This is a genomic window from Bacillus sp. 0102A (genome assembly GCF_036765155.1).
GTDB classification, from domain to species: Bacteria; Bacillota; Bacilli; order Bacillales; family Bacillaceae; genus Bacillus; species Bacillus subtilis_G.
Genome location: NZ_JBAIZW010000004.1, coordinates 323,589 through 339,925, shown reverse-complemented (window position 1 = coordinate 339,925; position 16,337 = coordinate 323,589). Strand labels below are relative to the sequence as shown.

18 protein-coding genes are annotated in these 16,337 nt (G+C 43.4%); all 18 read left to right on the top strand.

The genetic code is table 11. The annotated features are described in order from the left end of the window. Positions 1 to 38: 38 nt before the first annotated feature. The 18 genes from queG to V6D41_RS12155 all read left to right on the top strand — a co-directional run bounded on the left by queG (position 39) and on the right by V6D41_RS12155 (position 16,273). The gene (gene queG / locus V6D41_RS12240; RefSeq protein ID WP_333518378.1) at positions 39 to 1,199 is read left to right on the top strand and encodes a tRNA epoxyqueuosine(34) reductase QueG; all 1,161 of its coding nucleotides are present in this window, start codon (positions 39 to 41) and stop codon (positions 1,197 to 1,199) included. Positions 1,200 to 1,266: 67 nt separating this feature from the next. After that, the gene (locus V6D41_RS12235) at positions 1,267 to 2,196 is read left to right on the top strand and encodes an amidase domain-containing protein (protein WP_333518377.1); all 930 of its coding nucleotides are present in this window, start codon (positions 1,267 to 1,269) and stop codon (positions 2,194 to 2,196) included. A 37-nt stretch (positions 2,197 to 2,233) separates the two neighbouring features. Continuing rightward, positions 2,234 to 2,716, top strand: coding sequence for a tRNA (uridine(34)/cytosine(34)/5-carboxymethylaminomethyluridine(34)-2'-O)-methyltransferase TrmL (trmL, locus tag V6D41_RS12230; protein ID WP_087993706.1), 483 nt, complete (start codon positions 2,234 to 2,236; stop codon positions 2,714 to 2,716). Between the two features lie 123 nt (positions 2,717 to 2,839). Further along, on the top strand, positions 2,840 to 3,481 hold the full coding sequence (locus tag V6D41_RS12225) for a YhbD family protein (protein ID WP_333518376.1): 642 nt from the start codon (positions 2,840 to 2,842) through the stop codon (positions 3,479 to 3,481). Continuing rightward, the gene (locus V6D41_RS12220) at positions 3,472 to 4,185 is read left to right on the top strand and encodes a bactofilin family protein (protein ID WP_148964359.1); all 714 of its coding nucleotides are present in this window, start codon (positions 3,472 to 3,474) and stop codon (positions 4,183 to 4,185) included. The genes V6D41_RS12225 and V6D41_RS12220 overlap by 10 nt, the downstream gene beginning before the upstream one ends. Before the next feature lie 11 nt (positions 4,186 to 4,196). After that, complete coding sequence (locus tag V6D41_RS12215) at positions 4,197 to 4,904, top strand: hypothetical protein (protein ID WP_333518375.1); 708 nt, start codon at positions 4,197 to 4,199, stop codon at positions 4,902 to 4,904. Positions 4,905 to 5,249: 345 nt separating this feature from the next. After that, positions 5,250 to 7,145, top strand: a complete 1,896-nt coding sequence (gene prkA, locus V6D41_RS12210; protein WP_148964361.1) for a serine/threonine protein kinase PrkA — start codon at positions 5,250 to 5,252, stop codon at positions 7,143 to 7,145. Positions 7,146 to 7,323: 178 nt separating this feature from the next. Continuing rightward, positions 7,324 to 8,502 carry a sporulation protein YhbH gene (gene yhbH / locus V6D41_RS12205; RefSeq protein ID WP_289346754.1) on the top strand — a complete coding sequence of 393 codons (1,179 nt, stop codon included), beginning with the start codon at positions 7,324 to 7,326 and terminating at the stop codon, positions 8,500 to 8,502. Between the two features lie 159 nt (positions 8,503 to 8,661). Next, positions 8,662 to 9,120, top strand: a complete 459-nt coding sequence (locus V6D41_RS12200; protein WP_087993711.1) for a MarR family transcriptional regulator — start codon at positions 8,662 to 8,664, stop codon at positions 9,118 to 9,120. A 39-nt stretch (positions 9,121 to 9,159) separates the two neighbouring features. Beyond that, the gene (locus V6D41_RS12195) at positions 9,160 to 9,825 is read left to right on the top strand and encodes an HlyD family secretion protein (RefSeq protein WP_333518374.1); all 666 of its coding nucleotides are present in this window, start codon (positions 9,160 to 9,162) and stop codon (positions 9,823 to 9,825) included. A gap of 40 nt (positions 9,826 to 9,865) precedes the next feature. Then, the gene (locus tag V6D41_RS12190; protein ID WP_333518373.1) at positions 9,866 to 11,464 is read left to right on the top strand and encodes an MFS transporter; all 1,599 of its coding nucleotides are present in this window, start codon (positions 9,866 to 9,868) and stop codon (positions 11,462 to 11,464) included. A gap of 22 nt (positions 11,465 to 11,486) precedes the next feature. Next, the gene (locus V6D41_RS12185) at positions 11,487 to 12,017 is read left to right on the top strand and encodes an NAD(P)H-dependent oxidoreductase (protein WP_333518372.1); all 531 of its coding nucleotides are present in this window, start codon (positions 11,487 to 11,489) and stop codon (positions 12,015 to 12,017) included. Positions 12,018 to 12,029: 12 nt separating this feature from the next. Continuing rightward, entirely contained in the window at positions 12,030 to 12,404 is a 375-nt protein-coding gene (locus V6D41_RS12180) for a hypothetical protein (protein ID WP_333518371.1), read from the top strand. A gap of 166 nt (positions 12,405 to 12,570) precedes the next feature. Further along, positions 12,571 to 13,332: a hypothetical protein gene (locus V6D41_RS12175; protein WP_333518370.1), complete on the top strand. Its 762-nt coding sequence runs from the start codon at positions 12,571 to 12,573 to the stop codon at positions 13,330 to 13,332. Between the two features lie 2 nt (positions 13,333 to 13,334). Further along, positions 13,335 to 13,700, top strand: a complete 366-nt coding sequence (locus V6D41_RS12170) for a GntR family transcriptional regulator (RefSeq protein ID WP_333518369.1) — start codon at positions 13,335 to 13,337, stop codon at positions 13,698 to 13,700. A 1-nt stretch (position 13,701) separates the two neighbouring features. After that, on the top strand, positions 13,702 to 14,400 hold the full coding sequence (locus V6D41_RS12165; RefSeq protein WP_333518368.1) for an ABC transporter ATP-binding protein: 699 nt from the start codon (positions 13,702 to 13,704) through the stop codon (positions 14,398 to 14,400). 21 nt (positions 14,401 to 14,421) lie between these two features. Continuing rightward, positions 14,422 to 15,339, top strand: a complete 918-nt coding sequence (locus V6D41_RS12160) for an ABC transporter ATP-binding protein (RefSeq protein ID WP_333518367.1) — start codon at positions 14,422 to 14,424, stop codon at positions 15,337 to 15,339. Continuing rightward, positions 15,332 to 16,273 (top strand): ABC transporter permease, encoded by a 942-nt coding sequence (locus tag V6D41_RS12155; RefSeq protein WP_333518366.1) that lies wholly within the window; start codon positions 15,332 to 15,334, stop codon positions 16,271 to 16,273. The genes V6D41_RS12160 and V6D41_RS12155 overlap by 8 nt, the downstream gene beginning before the upstream one ends. Positions 16,274 to 16,337 lie beyond the last annotated feature (64 nt).

Sequence of the window (16,337 nt, the reverse complement as noted above, 5' to 3'; positions counted from 1 at the left end):
GTATCGTTTTATCACAAAGAAAGGAGGCTGTGCAAAACATGAACATTTATCAGCTCAAAGAAGAATTAATTGCATACGCGAAAAGCATTGGCGTGGACAAGATTGGTTTTACGACCGCTGATACTTTTGACAGTTTAAAAGACCGTTTGATTCTTCAAGAATCACTCGGCTATCTCTCCGGCTTTGAAGAGCCGGATATCGAGAAAAGGGTGACGCCGAAGCTGCTTTTGCCAAAAGCGAAATCAATTGTGGCGATTGCCCTCGCATATCCTTCCAGAATGAAGGATGCGCCGAGAAGCACGAGAACTGAGCGCAGGGGCATTTTTTGCAGAGCCTCCTGGGGCAAAGACTATCACGATGTGCTAAGGGAAAAGCTCGATCTGCTGGAGGAATTTCTGAGAAGCAAGCATGAGGATATCCGAACGAAGTCAATGGTCGATACAGGTGAATTATCTGATCGGGCGGTTGCAGAGCGGGCGGGTATCGGATTCAGCGCGAAAAACTGTATGATCACAACGCCTGAGTATGGTTCTTATGTGTATTTAGCGGAAATGATCACAAATATACCTTTTGAACCCGATGTGCCGATTGAAGACATGTGCGGCTCCTGCACGAAATGTCTGGACGCCTGCCCGACGGGAGCACTGGTCAATCCGGGACAGCTGAATGCGCAGCGCTGCATCTCTTTTCTGACCCAGACGAAAGGATTTTTGCCTGATGAATTCCGTACAAAGATCGGAAACCGTCTGTATGGGTGCGATACGTGTCAAACGGTGTGTCCTCTTAATAAAGGGAAGGACTTTCATCTTCATCCGGAAATGGAGCCTGATCCTGAGATTGCTAAGCCGTTATTGAAGCCGCTCTTAACCATCAGCAACCGGGAATTTAAGGAGAAATTCGGGCATGTCTCAGGTTCTTGGCGCGGGAAGAAACCGATTCAGCGAAACGCTATTCTCGCCCTTGCCCATTTCAAAGATGCTTCCGCATTGCCTGAATTGACTGAACTGATGCATAAGGACCCGCGTCCTGTTATCAGAGGAACAGCTGCATGGGCGATCGGTAAAATCGGAGACCATTCATACGCGGAAGAGCTTGAAAAAGCGCTGGAAAAAGAGAAGGATGAAGAGGCAAAGCTGGAAATTGAAAAAGGAATTGAGTTGCTAAAAGCTTCTGACATGACTAAACAAGGCCTGTCCTGACATACGTATAGAACAGAAGGCAAAAACACTTGAGATGCATCCAAGTGTTTTTTCTCTATAAAAAAGTATGGCGGGTGGGGTGAGCTTGAAGCACATTTTAGAACAATTAGCGGAGGAGCGGCTGAGCTATCTGGTTAACGGGCATGCTATGAGACAGGAGTCTGAAGTCGGAGACCTTGAAGTTATGGAGCGAAAGAAGAAGCTTCTGGAAAAGCGTAAAGTTGAAATCGTAAAAGCGAAAGCGAAGGCCGTCATCGGTCATGCGCGGGTTGAGGATGACGGAACGACCTGCATGACGTATACCATCCATTATGAATACGTGTGTAAGGAGCAGGACGACAGCTTGTATATAGAAGAACACATAGAGGAGCGGGTGGCTTTCCTTTATGATCACATGTTAATTAGTGATCAGGAAATTGAGAAAAAGCCGGCTGGATTTCATGAAGGGACCAGCATTATTGACTATTCTCAAGAGGAAAGAGAAGCGTTTGGCAGGGCCTTTCAATACGATCGTCTCGGTGCTGTGCAATATGCCGAGAAATTTTGGAACAAGCGCAACCCGGCTTATAAAAATTTCAGCGATAACTGCACGAATTTTATTTCTCAGTGTCTTCATGCGGGAGACGCACCGATGCGCGGCCATCCAAACAGAGGGTCAGGCTGGTGGATGAAACAAAGTTCATGGAGCTACAGCTGGACGGTGGCTCATTCTATGAAAATGTTTTTGTCGAATTCAAAGGCCGGCCTGCGTGCGGTGCGGGTGAAATCAGCGGAAGAACTGATGCCGGGTGATGTGATTTGCTATGACTTTGAAGGAGACGGCCGGTTTAATCATACAACAATTGTCGTGGCGAAGGACAAAGGCAATATGCCGCTTGTTAACGCCCAGTCGTATGACAGCCGGATGAGATTTTGGTCGTATGAGGATTCTACGGCATACACGCCGTCAATACGATATGCCTTTTTTCATATCGTTGATGATACGACAAAAGCGTAATTAATGATATAATGATGGGCGGATAAGAAAAACAGAGGTGAACATTGTGGCATTACATGTCGTTTTATATCAACCAGAAATTCCCGCTAACACAGGGAATATTGCACGTACTTGTGCAGCAACCAATACAACGCTCCACCTGATTCGTCCGCTCGGCTTTTCAACAGATGATAAAATGCTGAAGCGTGCTGGGCTCGATTATTGGGAGTTTGTTAACGTTGTCTATCATGATTCGTTGGAAGAATTGTTTGAGGCATATCAAAAAGGCCAGTTTTTCTTTATTACGAAATTCGGCCAGCAGCCTCATACATCATTTGATTACACTGAGCTTGACGAAGATTATTTCTTCGTGTTCGGAAGAGAAACAAGCGGTTTGCCAAAGGATTTAATTCAAAATAATATGGACCGCTGCCTGCGTCTTCCGATGACAGAGCACGTCAGATCATTAAACCTGTCCAATACCGCGGCGATTCTTATTTATGAAGCGTTGCGCCAGCAAAATTACCGTGATTTGAAATAGAAGTAAATCCGCTCATTCATATGGGCGGATTTTTTTGCTGTGAGAGATGCTATGTTTTGTTTTTTTGGGCTTAACAACGTAACAGTGTTATGTTACAATGTACCCATCAAAGGAGCTGGACTTATGGAAGAACAATTAATCTCTAAAAAAGAATTACTTGAAAGAACATCGATTTCATACGGTCAGCTGTATCGGTGGAAGCGGAAAAACTTAATTCCTGAGGAATGGTTTATTCGCAAATCCACATTTACAGGGCAAGAGACGTTTTTTCCGAGGGAGGATATATTACAACGTATTTCTATGATTCAAAAGATGAAGGAAAATTTGTCTCTGGATGAAATGAGGGAAATGCTGTCGCCAAAAATGAAGGCTGTCAGCATGACCGCTGATGAATTGCTTCATAAAGGTTTGATTTCAAGGCCTGCGCTTGATGTCTTTTCGGAAGGAAGAGAAGATTCGGTTTATTCTTCTCGCGATCTGCTTTCGCTGTATGTGCTTGAAGGGCTGCTGAAGTCTGGGAATGTCAGCTTGGCGGAAGCCAAAATGGCGGCAGAGGTGTTAAAACGGCATGATACGGAAGAGATCAAGAAACAGACAGAGCTGATTATGCTGCGGAAGCTCGGTGTCACAACTTGTTTTATAGCGGCCGCGGCGGACAGCATTCTATTTGAGTCATCCGTCAAGGTTGTGGAACGGGTAGATTTAGCTAAGGCGTCAGAGGAATTAAAAACAACATATATGCAGGAGGTCCATCAATGGATGTAATGGAAAAGCTGGTGATAAACGGATCAGGAAGTTCAAAGGGAGGAACGTTTCAATCAGTTGAGATTAACGGCAGCGGAACAGTGGCAGGGGACGTGGAGTGTGAGACTTTTTCTTTTAACGGAACTGGAAAAGCTGACGGCAGCGTCAAGGCGAAAGCGGTAACCATCAGCGGTTCAGGAAAGATACATGGAGACGTTGACACAGAATCTATTCGAATAAACGGAACAGGTTTTATTCAAGGAGATGTATCTACAAAACAATTGAATATCGCTGGATCATCGACATTTGGCGGCACAGTCAAGGCTGACGGTATTGTCATTAGCGGAAAAGCGGTCATGGAAGCCGATTGTGAAACGGAAACCTTTCAATCGGAAGGGAAATGCAAAATCAGCGGGCTTTTAAACGCTGACCAAGTGATGATTAAGCTTTCTGCCGGGGAAAGTGATGTGCGTGAGATTGGCTGCCGCCATCTTCAAGTGACTGGCAGAAAAGGTATGCTTACCTTGCTCAGACTGTTGCCGCAGCCTGTTTTAACGGCTGAACTAATTGAAGGTGACGTCATTGAGCTGACAAATACAAAGGCGAAAACCGTGCGAGGAAATAAAGTGATCATCGGTCCGGATTGCCAGATTGAAACAGTCGAATACAGCGGGGACTACACTTGTGATCCGAGCGCATCGGTAAAGACTTGCACGAAGATGTGAGGGGGACCATAATGGAGAAAACAAAAATTGGAAATTTAAAATTGTATGGCGCTGGACACGCTGCAGGAGGCGCATATCACCGTGTCAGCATCAAAGGTGAAGGCGTGGTCAGTGAAGGGCTGTCTGCTGCGGGCTGCCGCATATTCGGAACAGGCTGTTTTCTCGGGAAAGCAGAGACTGAGCGTCTGCGTGTGTTTGGAGAAAGTGAATTTAAAGACAATCTGACAGCCGGCAGAATCAATATATATGGCACAATGAAAGTCAGCGGTTCACTTCAATTTGATCGATTTAATTTGAAAGGCCTGACTGAAATTTGCGGGAATATGGCTGGAGAATTGTGCGATGTGAAGGGGAAGCTTAGCGTCAAAGGCAACTGTGAAACGGAAAGATTTCATGTTACAGGCTGCGTTGATGTATCTGGTTTATTAAATGCGGGTGATATCAAGCTCGAGTTGAGCCATGATTTGAGCCATGTGCGGGAAATCGGCGGAACATCAATTACAGTGAAAAGACGCGCAAGTTTTTTTAACCGGAAGAAAGTGAAACTGATTGCCGATCTCATTGAAGGGGATCAAGTTTATTTAGAGAATACCGAAGCGGCAGTTGTCCGGGGGAAAGAAGTGATGATCGGTCCGGGATGCAGCATTGGAACAATTGAGTACAAAAACAAATGCGAATGTGATGATCATTCAAAGGTTGAAGAAAAAACTAAAATATAAAACATTGTTCTGTTACAAGGGTGCTCTTGTCAGGAGCACCCTTTTTTATTCTTTCCCCGGCTTGCTTTCGTACCCTGCGGTAAAAATTGATACTAAAAAAGTGACAATGACACCCATCATGATGATTGTATTCACCGTCTCTCCCCCTCTTCAATTTTTCCGTGCTGCCTGAGTCTGGATGATTCTGTTATTTTCTTTATTATGAACGGTCGCGGTCTGCCTTGTCAACGCCCGTGTAAGTATCTTTATTTTAAGAAACCAAAGCATGTATCACGAGATGGCGGCATAGATTGTATCAAAGTACCTTATTTGTATAGCGCATCAAACATGATGGAGGAGGTCCTTATGGATATATTAAAGAAAATTGAACAGTACAGAGAGGAAGAGCAGCGGCTGAAATGGGAAGGAACATTCGCCGATTATTTGGAGATTATTAAAGAAAATCCAATGGTCGCGCAATCTGCTCATTCTCGTGTTTTTAATATGATAAAAGACAGCGGGATAGAGGAGGTTGACGGGCGGAAGAAGTACAGCTTTTTTGACCGTGAGCTGTTCGGGCTTGAGGAATCACTGGAGCGTCTTGTGGAAGAGTATTTTCATCCGGCCGCGAAACGGCTTGATGTCAGAAAGCGGATTCTATTGCTGATGGGGCCTGTGAGCGGCGGTAAATCAACGCTGGTCACGATGCTTAAAAAAGGTCTCGAAGCGTACACCCTGACGGATAATGGGGCTGTCTATGCGATTAAAGGCTGCCCGATGCACGAGGACCCTCTACATTTAATCCCCCATCATTTGCGTGATGACTTTTACAGAGAATACGGCATTAGAATAGAAGGAAGTCTTTCTCCGCTAAATGTCATGAGGCTGGAGGAAGAGTACGGAGGAAGAATTGAGGATGTGAAGGTGGAACGCATCTTCTTTTCGGAAGATAAGCGTACAGGAATTGGAACATTCAGTCCGTCAGATCCGAAATCTCAAGATATTGCCGATTTGACGGGGAGTATTGATTTCTCAACAATTGCCGAGTACGGTTCTGAATCGGATCCGCGCGCTTATCGGTTTGACGGGGAGCTGAATAAAGCGAACCGCGGGATGATGGAGTTTCAGGAGATGCTGAAATGTGATGAGAAATTTCTCTGGCATTTGCTTTCATTGACACAGGAAGGGAATTTTAAAGCCGGGCGATTTGCGTTAATTTCTGCTGATGAGCTGATCGTGGCTCACACGAATGAAACGGAGTATCGCTCATTTATTTCTAATAAGAAGAATGAAGCCCTTCACTCAAGAATCATTGTGATGCCGGTCCCTTATAATTTGAAAGTGTCTGAGGAAGAGAGAATTTATGAAAAAATGATCGCGGAGAGTGATGTGTCGGATGTTCATATTGCTCCGCATACGTTGAAGGTCGCTGCAATGTTCTCGATTCTCACCCGATTAAAAGAGCCTAAAAGGTCGGATATTGATCTGGTTAAAAAAATGAGACTGTATGATGGAGAAAGTGTGGAAGGATATAATTCTGTCGACGTTGAGGACATGAAAAAAGAATATCATGATGAAGGCATGAGCGGCATTGATCCGCGGTACGTGATCAATCGGATTTCTTCAACGATTATCAGAAAAAATATGGAATCGATTAATTCACTTGATGTTCTCCGTTCCTTAAAAGAAGGTCTTGATCAGCATCCTTCGATTTCAAGCGAGGACAGGGAGAGATTTTTGAATTTTATTTCTGCCGCCCGCAAGGAATATGACGACATTGCGAAAAAGGAAGTTCAAAAAGCGTTTGTGTATTCATATGAAGAATCAGCAAAAACACTTATGGACAATTACCTTGATAACGTAGAGGCTTATTGCAATAAAAACAAGCTGCGTGATCCTTTGACGGGAGAAGAAATGAACCCTGATGAAAAGCTGATGAGATCAATCGAAGAGCAGATCGGCATTTCGGAAAACGCCAAAAAAGCGTTCCGTGAAGAAATCTTAATTCGCATCTCGGCCTATGCGAGAAAAGGAAAGCGGTTTGATTACAATTCTCATGAAAGACTGCGTGAAGCGATTCAGAAAAAGTTGTTTGCTGATCTGAAGGATGTCGTTAAAATTACGACTTCAACCAAAACGCCGGATGAGCAGCAGCTGAAAAAGGTAAATGAAGTCGTGGCCCGTTTAATTGATGAGCACGGCTACAACTCGACGAGCGCCAATGAACTGCTGAAATATGTCGGCAGTCTGCTGAACCGATAAGCAACGTGACCCGTCCGAATAGGGCGGGTTATTTTGTCCCATTTTCTAAATAGTTTGTCAATTAACGTGCTTTTGTGCATATGATGAATATAAATCTTTTCGAAAGACTTGTTTCATAATCCCGCACAAGCAGGAATACGTATGTATCACGACCACAAATGGTTAAGGAGGGGAATTCATGTCCCAAAATGACAGCGGCCATTTTTTGATTTCTGAGGAAAACTGGTCCCTCCATCGCAAAGGCTTTGATGACCAGCAGCGTCACCAGAAAAAAGTGCAGGAAGCGATCAAAAACAATCTTCCGGACCTTGTGACTGAGGAAAGCATTATTATGTCCAACGGAAAAGATGTAGTGAAGATCCCGATCCGTTCACTGGATGAGTATAAAATTCGTTATAACTATGATAAAAATAAACACGTAGGCCAAGGAGAAGGCGACAGCCAGGTTGGAGATGTCGTGGCCCGGGATGGATCAGACAAAAAACAGGGACCTGGAAAAGGGCAGGGCGCCGGTGACCAGGCAGGCGAAGATTATTATGAAGCAGAAGTTTCATTAATGGATTTAGAAGAAGCGCTTTTTAAGGAATTAGAACTCCCAAATCTCCAGCAAAAAGAGCGGGACAATATCATTCATACAGATATTGAGTTTAATGATATCCGTAAGACAGGGTTAACCGGTAATATAGATAAGAAAAGAACAATGATGTCAGCTTTTAAACGAAACGCGATGTCAGGAAAGCCGTCGTTCTATCCGATTTACCCGGAGGACTTGAAGTATAAGACATGGAATGACATAACAAAGCCCCAGTCAAAGGCTGTCGTCTTAGCGATGATGGATACAAGCGGCAGTATGGGTGTTTGGGAAAAATACATGGCCAGAAGCTTCTTTTTCTGGATGACCCGTTTTTTGCGGACAAAATATGAGACTGTAGAAATTGAATTTATTGCCCATCATACAGAAGCGAGAGTCGTTTCGGAAGAGGACTTTTTCTCAAAGGGAGAAAGCGGCGGAACAATCTGTTCTTCCGTATATCGAAAGTCGCTTGAGCTGATTGATGAAAAGTACAATCCCGCCCGCTATAATATTTACCCGTTTCATTTTTCTGACGGTGACAACCTGACATCTGATAACGCGCGCTGTGTGAAATTGGTCAATGATATTATGAAGAAAGCGAATCTTTTCTGCTACGGCGAAGTCAATCAGTACAACAGGCATTCAACGTTAATGTCTGCATACAAAAATGTGAAAGACGATAAATTTAAGTACTATATTTTAAAACAGAAGTCTGACGTTTTTCAGGCCTTGAAGAACTTTTTCAAAAATGAAGAATCTGGCGTAAGCCACCAATTTTCGTAATGAAAAGCCCATTTAAGGGCTTTTTTTAATTTAATAAAAGTAAGAAAACGGTTGCGGAAAAAATACGAGAAAAAAAGATATTTTTCCTTTGACAAATCTCCTTTCATTTATTAATATTTTATCTTGTGAACTATTATTGAGGATTGAGGTGAAAAGGAGTTGACTGAATCAGAACGTGCTTTGCTCACTTTTGAACAGCTCTTCGATACGTCTCGGGCAATATATAAAAAACAGAAGAAGATATTGGAGATTGTGCTTGAGCCTTTTGATATTACAGTCCTTCAATACTTGCTGATGTTTAAAATTCATCAAAGCGGAAGCACCCCGTTAAGCAAGCTGGCAATGTCGCTTGATCTTAAGCCTGCTTCTGTGACGCGGATGACGGATATTCTGTATAAGCGCCAATTGATGAATCGATATGACAGTCCTGATGACCGCCGTATCGTCATGATTCAGTTAACCGAAGAGGGGGAAGAACTGCTAGAAAAAGCCGCTGTACATTATGCGAAAATGGGTGCGGGGTTGTACCAAAAGCTTGATACATCCCAGCTTCAATATTTGCGTAAGCTTGCCGGAAGCTTAACGAAGATTGCTGAAGGCTGTTCAGAAAAGCGGTAATGAAAAACTTCTCACATATTTTCACCACCATTCCGCAAAATGATAGAGGATGAAACGAAAGGAGAAAACAAAATGAACAGAGGACGTTTAATTCTGACCAACATTATCGGTTTGATTGTTGTTCTTGCAATTATAGGCGGAGGTGCTTATTACTATTATCAAAGCACTAACTTTATAAAAACAGACGAAGCGAAAGTAGCCGGCGATATGGCTGCTATTACAGCTCCAGCAGCAGGCAAAGTATCTGACTGGGATCTTGAAGAAGGAAAAACAGTCAAAAAAGGCGACACAGTTGCAAAAATCAAAGGTGAACAATCTGTTGACGTAAAATCCATCATGGATGGAACAATTGTGAAAAACGAAGTGAAAAACGGACAAACTGTACAAGCTGGCACAACAATTGCCCAAACCATTGACATGGATCACCTGTACATCACTGCGAATATTAAAGAAACAGATATTGCGGATGTTGAAGTAGGCAATAGTGTAGACGTTGTCGTTGATGGAGAACCTAACACAACATTTGACGGTACTGTAGAAGAAATCGGTTATGCGACAAATTCAACTTTTGATATGCTTCCATCTACAAATTCAAGCGGTAACTATACAAAAGTAACGCAAAAAGTTCCAGTGAAAATTTCAATCAAAAACCCATCTGATAAGGTGCTTCCTGGTATGAATGCATCTGTTAAAATTTCTGAGTAAAACAGATCAGTCATCAAACCATGAAAGGAGGTTGTCTTAGATGGCCACAGGCAAAGAAAATAATGCAAAAAGCCCCATGTCATTGCTAATTGTGCTAATGGCGGGTTTATTTCTGGCAATATTAAACCAAACATTGCTTAACGTCGCAATGCCGCACTTAATGACTGAATTTGGTGTAAGTGCCACGACGATTCAGTGGCTCACAACAGGTTACATGCTTGTTAACGGCGTTTTGATCCCGTTATCCGCCTTCCTGATCACACGGTTTGGCCAACGGAGTCTCTTTCTCGTCGCCATGTTCTGTTTCACACTCGGTACGTTAGTCTGCGGTATCGCACCTAACTTCTCCACAATGCTGATCGGCCGTTTGATTCAGGCTGTGGGCGGAGGAATCTTGCAGCCGCTCGTTATGACAACTATTCTGTTTATCTTCCCGCCTGAAAGCAGGGGGAAAGGAATGGGGATCTTCGGACTCGCGATGATGTTTGCTCCAGCGGTCGGCCCGACTCTTTCCGGGTGGATCATTGAGAATTATACATGGCGCATTATGTTTTACGGCCTTGTGCCGATCGGTGCCATTATTATTATTGTGGCTTTCTTCATCTTTAAAAACATGGTGGAGCCGCAAAAAATCAAACTCGATACATTTGGAGCGATTCTTTCCATTGTCGGATTCGCCTCCTTATTATATGGAGTCAGTGAGGCTGGTTCTGACGGCTGGACTGACCCGATTGTCCTGTCTACAGTTATTATTGGTGTCATTGCAATTGTTGCTTTTGTTGTTCAGCAATTGCGTCATGACGATCCGATGCTTGATTTCAGAGTGTTTAAATACGACATTTTCTCACTATCAAGTGTCATTAATATCATTATTACAGTAGCGCTGTACACTGGTATGTTCCTGTTGCCGATTTACCTGCAAAATCTGGTCGGCTTTACGGCATTGCAATCCGGGCTGCTTCTGCTTCCGGGTGCGATCGTTATGCTGATTATGTCACCGATCTCTGGTATTTTGTTTGATAAATTCGGTCCGAGACCGCTCGCGATTATCGGGCTTCTCGTGACAGTGGTGACAACATACCAATATACGCAATTAACGATTGATACATCATATACGCATATCATGCTGATTTACGCAATTCGTGCCTTCGGTATGTCGCTCTTAATGATGCCGGTGATGACAGCGGGGATGAACCAGCTTCCTGCCCGTCTGAACAGCCACGGTACGGCGATGAGCAACACGCTTCGCCAAATCAGCGGGTCAATTGGCACAAGCTTAATTACGACGATTTATACAAACCGTACGACATTCCATTATTCACAAATTGCAGATAAAACGAGCACGGCGGACCCGAACTTCCTTCATGCGTTCCAAAATGCGGTTTCGAATATAATGGTGAATATGAATGTATCCTACGAAACAGCGAAAACGTATGTTTACTCTCATATTTATAAACACGCAACCCTCGACTCAAACGTTATGGGGATTAATGACGCTTTTATGTGGGCAACATTGTTCTGTGTGGCAGGTTTAATTCTAAGTCTGTTCCTGCGTGACGTTAGAAAAGATAAATTGCGTAAAAAGAGAAAAGAGGAGCTTTCATTACTCCCGGCTCCTAAAGAAGTGAAGGAATCTTAATCTGTGTAAGGAGGTTTCCTGAATGAAAATTTATGTAGTGTATGACAGTGAAGGTGAACATACAAAAGTTCTTGCGGAAGCGATTGCTGAAGGTGCGAGAGAAAACGAGGCGGCTGAGGTACTGATCGACCATGTCGATCAGGCTGATATCCGCAAACTGAAAGAGATGGATGCGATTATTTGGGGGTGCCCTGGGCATTTCGGAACAATCAGCTCCGGTCTCAAAGCTTGGATCGACAGACTTGGCTATTTGTGGGCTGAAGGCGAGCTGATCAACAAAGTCGGCGCTGTTTTCTGCACAACGGCAACAACACACGGCGGTTTAGAAATGACAATGCACAACCTAATCACGCCGATGTTCCACCAAGGCATGATCGTTGTCGGCCTGCCTGGCAACGTGCCTGAAAACGCACTGTACGGCTCCTATTACGGGGCAGGCGTCACTTGTCCGGTTGACAGTGATGAGTTAATGTCTGAGGAAGGTATTCAGCTTGGCCGCGCCTTAGGAAGACGCGTCAGCCAAGTTACAGGAAACCTAACAGCAGGACAGTAAGGAGAGGTTGAAATGGCCATTATTATAGCAATTATTGCTGCTGTCATTGTCATCGCGGGTCTTATTGCATTTAACGTCCGTAACGCCTCTCCTGGACCTGAGAAGAAAGAAACAACCGAAAGAATCGCACCTCCAGAAGAGGAAAAAAACGAAGCGAAATACCCTGCTGAAGCAAGGGCGGCCGAGCATATGCCAGCTGTTGTGAAAAACGATTCCCCAAAAGAGAAACGTGACGCAATGGGTGATGATATCTACAGGCAGGCGCTGCAAAAATTTAAGCATTCTGATACAGATCAGGCAGAGGAAGAGGTCACTGGGGAAAGTGACAAAATGCAGGACAGCAGCTATCGTGATGCGCTGCTCTCCATGAAAAGTAAGAATAAGTAATAAAAAGGCAAATCCGTTTACTCATGGCGGATTTGCCTTTTTTATGCTGTTTGCATGTGAGTATGATGTTTTTTTATCTAATAAACCCATGGAATATGTTGTATTCAGGTTTGATCTAGTGTACTATGGTACTCATACACCGAAGAGGCTTCCGGGAGGGAAAGACATGGATTCTTTTTTAGGTCTGTTAAAGAAAGATATAAAGCTTTCGAGAATATGGTTGCTAGTATGGATTTGCGGAATCATTTTCTGTTTGGTGACAGGTCATATCATAGCTTCTCGTACGAAAGAACCACTTGTCATTTTTGGTTTCTTTGTTGCAGTTGCTGTTTTTCTGCTGTTCTTAACCCCTGTTTTTGTGTTTTATCATCTTCACAAAGAGGGGAAATCACAGCTTTGGCTGTATAATCCAAATGGCGGTTTCAGGCTGCTTTCTTCCAAATTGGCAGCGTCTTTGCTCTATCAATTTCTGATTCAATTGGCATTAACCGCTTATGGCATATGGATTCATCATATGCTCTTTGTAAAAAACCTGCTGGAGCATCAAATTGATTTAACAAATACAGCGGTTTTGCTGAATATATATGGGCTTATTTCCTCGTTATATATGTCAGTGACAGTAGTTGTATTCTGGACTGTTTATCACTCTGTAAGGAATTGGCGCGGAATGCGATGGACTGCGATGGGGCTGCTGGCCACAGTGTGGTTCTTTCTCGATAAATACCTCATAAGCCCATTATTAGAATCTCAAAAGCATTTCTGGCCTGTAACAGTTTATTGTAATTTTGATTTTCACTTCCGTGACGTTTGGAGATTGGAATTAAAACCGATACATCTATCTGTGCTTGGGTTTCCTATCGCTATTGTCATCACAATCATGCTGCTTATCGCGGCTTCAAAACTGCTTGATCGTAAAGTAGAGGTGTGAAGATGGACAATCATTTCCAATCCTCAAAACCAATTTATCTGCAGATTGCTGACCAGATCTTCTATCGGCTGGTCAGGAAGGAACTGCTTCCGGGAGACAAGCTTCCTTCTGTAAGAGAAATGGCGATTCAAACCAAGGTAAATCCCAATACAATTCAAAGAACATACAGTGAGATGGAAAGGCTGGGTATTGTGGAGACAAGAAGAGGTCAAGGGACGTTTATTGCGGAGAAAGCAGCCATCGTAGATGAGCTGAAAGACAGGCTGACACGAGAAGTGTTGGAAGGCTTTGTGAAGCAAATGACAGAGCTGGGGTTAACGAAAGAAGAAATGGTTGAAGGGATTAAAACATTCACTGAGGGAGGCTGAAATGGAAATCACTTTAGAATGTGTATCAAAAAAATACGGCAGCCACACGGCCGTTCAAGATGTATCGATCTCCTTATCAACCGGACGGATTTATGGTCTGATCGGTCCGAACGGCAGCGGCAAATCAACGATTTTAAAAATGATGGCCGGCCTTCTGTTTCCTACATCAGGGTTGGTTAAAGCGGATGAAAAGCAGGTTACGAGAGATATGGTGCGCCACACGGCTTATCTTACAGAGCTTGATATGTTTTATCCGCATTTTACTGTAAAAGACATGGTGAAGTTCTATCAGTCTCAATTTTCTGATTTTCAAGAAGACCAAGCTTATAAGCTGTTGAATGAGATGCAGCTCGATCCGGAAAAAAAGATCAAAAAGCTGTCAAAAGGAAATCGGGGCAGGCTGAAAATCGTTCTTGCTTTAGCAAGAAGGGCATCCGTCATCTTGCTGGATGAACCCTTTTCCGGGCTTGATCCGATGGTGAGGGATTCCATCGTAAACAGCTTGGTTTCGTACATTGATTTTGAGCAGCAAATTGTCGTGATCGCTACGCACGAGATTGATGAAATAGAAACCTTGCTTGACGAAGTCATCGTGCTTGCAAATGGTGCGAAGGTTGCGCAGCGTGACGTGGAGGATATTCGTGAGCGGGAAGGCATGTCTGTTTTGCAATGGTTTAAATCGAAAATGGAAGTTTACTAGAAAAGAAAGAGGAGGAACATGATGAAGACTGTGTTGGAATTGAAAAATGTGACAAAGAACATCAGAGGGCGAACGATCATTGATCATCTTAGTTTTACAATTCGAGAAGGCGAAGTATTCGGTTTTTTAGGACCGAACGGAGCAGGGAAAACGACAACTATCAGAATGATGGTAGGTTTAATAAAACTGTCAAAAGGTGATGTGCTCATTTGCGGCCAATCGATCACGAAAGAGTATGCCAAGGCGATTAAGCATATTGGGGCGATCGTAGAAAACCCAGAGCTGTATAAATTCTTAAGTGGATATAAAAATCTCCAGCAATATGCAAGGATGGTCAAGGGCGTCACGAAGGAAAAAATTGATGAAGTCATTGAACTAGTCGGTTTAACAGACAGAATCCATGACAAGGTGAAAACATATTCTCTTGGGATGAGACAGCGTCTCGGCTTGGCACAATGCCTTCTGCACGATCCGAAAGTGCTGATTTTGGATGAACCGACAAACGGCCTTGACCCGGCGGGAATCAGGGAAATCAGAGATCATTTAAAAAAGCTGACGCGAGAAAGAGGAATGGCTGTCATTGTTTCAAGCCACCTGCTCTCAGAAATGGAACTGATGTGTGACCGAATTGCGATTTTACAAAAAGGGAAGCTTATCGATATTCAAAATGTAAAAGATGAAATCACTGATGAAAAAGATACATATTTCTTTAACGTTGAGCAGCCGAATGAAGCCGCTTCTGTTCTAAAGGAGTATGATGTGGTGGGCAAGACAAACGGTGTAGAAGTCAAGCTGTCTAAAGACGAAGTCCCTGCGGCCATTGAATTGCTGGTGATGCAGCAAATCCGGATTTATGAAGTAAAAGTAATGGCAAAATCATTAGAGGACCGTTTCTTAGAAGTAACAGGTGAAGCAAAAGAGGAGGTTCAACATGCTTAATTTGATTTATAATGAATGGGTCAAAATTTTCAGCCGTGCCGGAACATGGGTGATGATCGGGATTCTGGCTTTGACCATGATTGGCTGGGCGTTCTTAACAAACCATTTTACGCCCGATGAAGCAAATCCGAAATGGAAACAAACGCTTCAAGCGGAAAATGCCGCATTGAAGAAAGAAATCAAAGAAGATCCTTCACTGAAAGATGGCTATGAAGAAACTATTACAGTCAACAACTATCGTATTGAACATAACATCCCCGATGACACTGGGTATACTGTATGGTCTTATGTAACAGATTCAGCGAATTTTACGATCCTGACCGGTCTATTCACCATTATTATCGCAGCTGGAATTGTCGCGAACGAATTTAATTGGGGGACGATTAAGCTGTTAATGATCCGCCCGCTCAGCCGTTTTCAGATTTTGCTCTCTAAATATATTACAGTTCTCCTGTTTGGGTTCTTATTGCTGTTTATTTTATTTATGGGGTCTGCTTTATTAGGATTAATCTTTTTCGGGACAGGCGGTGACACTGCTGCGAATGTTCATTTAATCTACAAGGATGGCCATATCTTTGAACAAAATATGATGGGATATTTGGCAAAAACATATCTCTCGGAATCTGTTGCAGCTTTAATGATCGCAACGATGGCATTTATGCTGTCGGCTGTCTTTAGAAACAGCTCGCTGGCAGTAGGTTTTTCCATCTTTTTATTGGTAACGGGTACGACAGCCACTGCATTTATTGCGATGAAGTTTGACTGGGCAAAGTATATTTTATTTGCCAATGTCAGCTTAATGCAATATGTAGAGGGATCACCGTTGGTAGAAGGGATGACGATGACTTTCTCCGTTGTTATGCTGGCAGTTTACTTTGTTGTCTTCCTGTTGCTGGCTTTCGGAATCTTTATGAAACGGGATATTGCGAACTAATGTAAAAAGCTGTTTTGCTTAAGCAAAACAGCTTTTTTATCGAAAAAAACTGCAGGCGCAAACC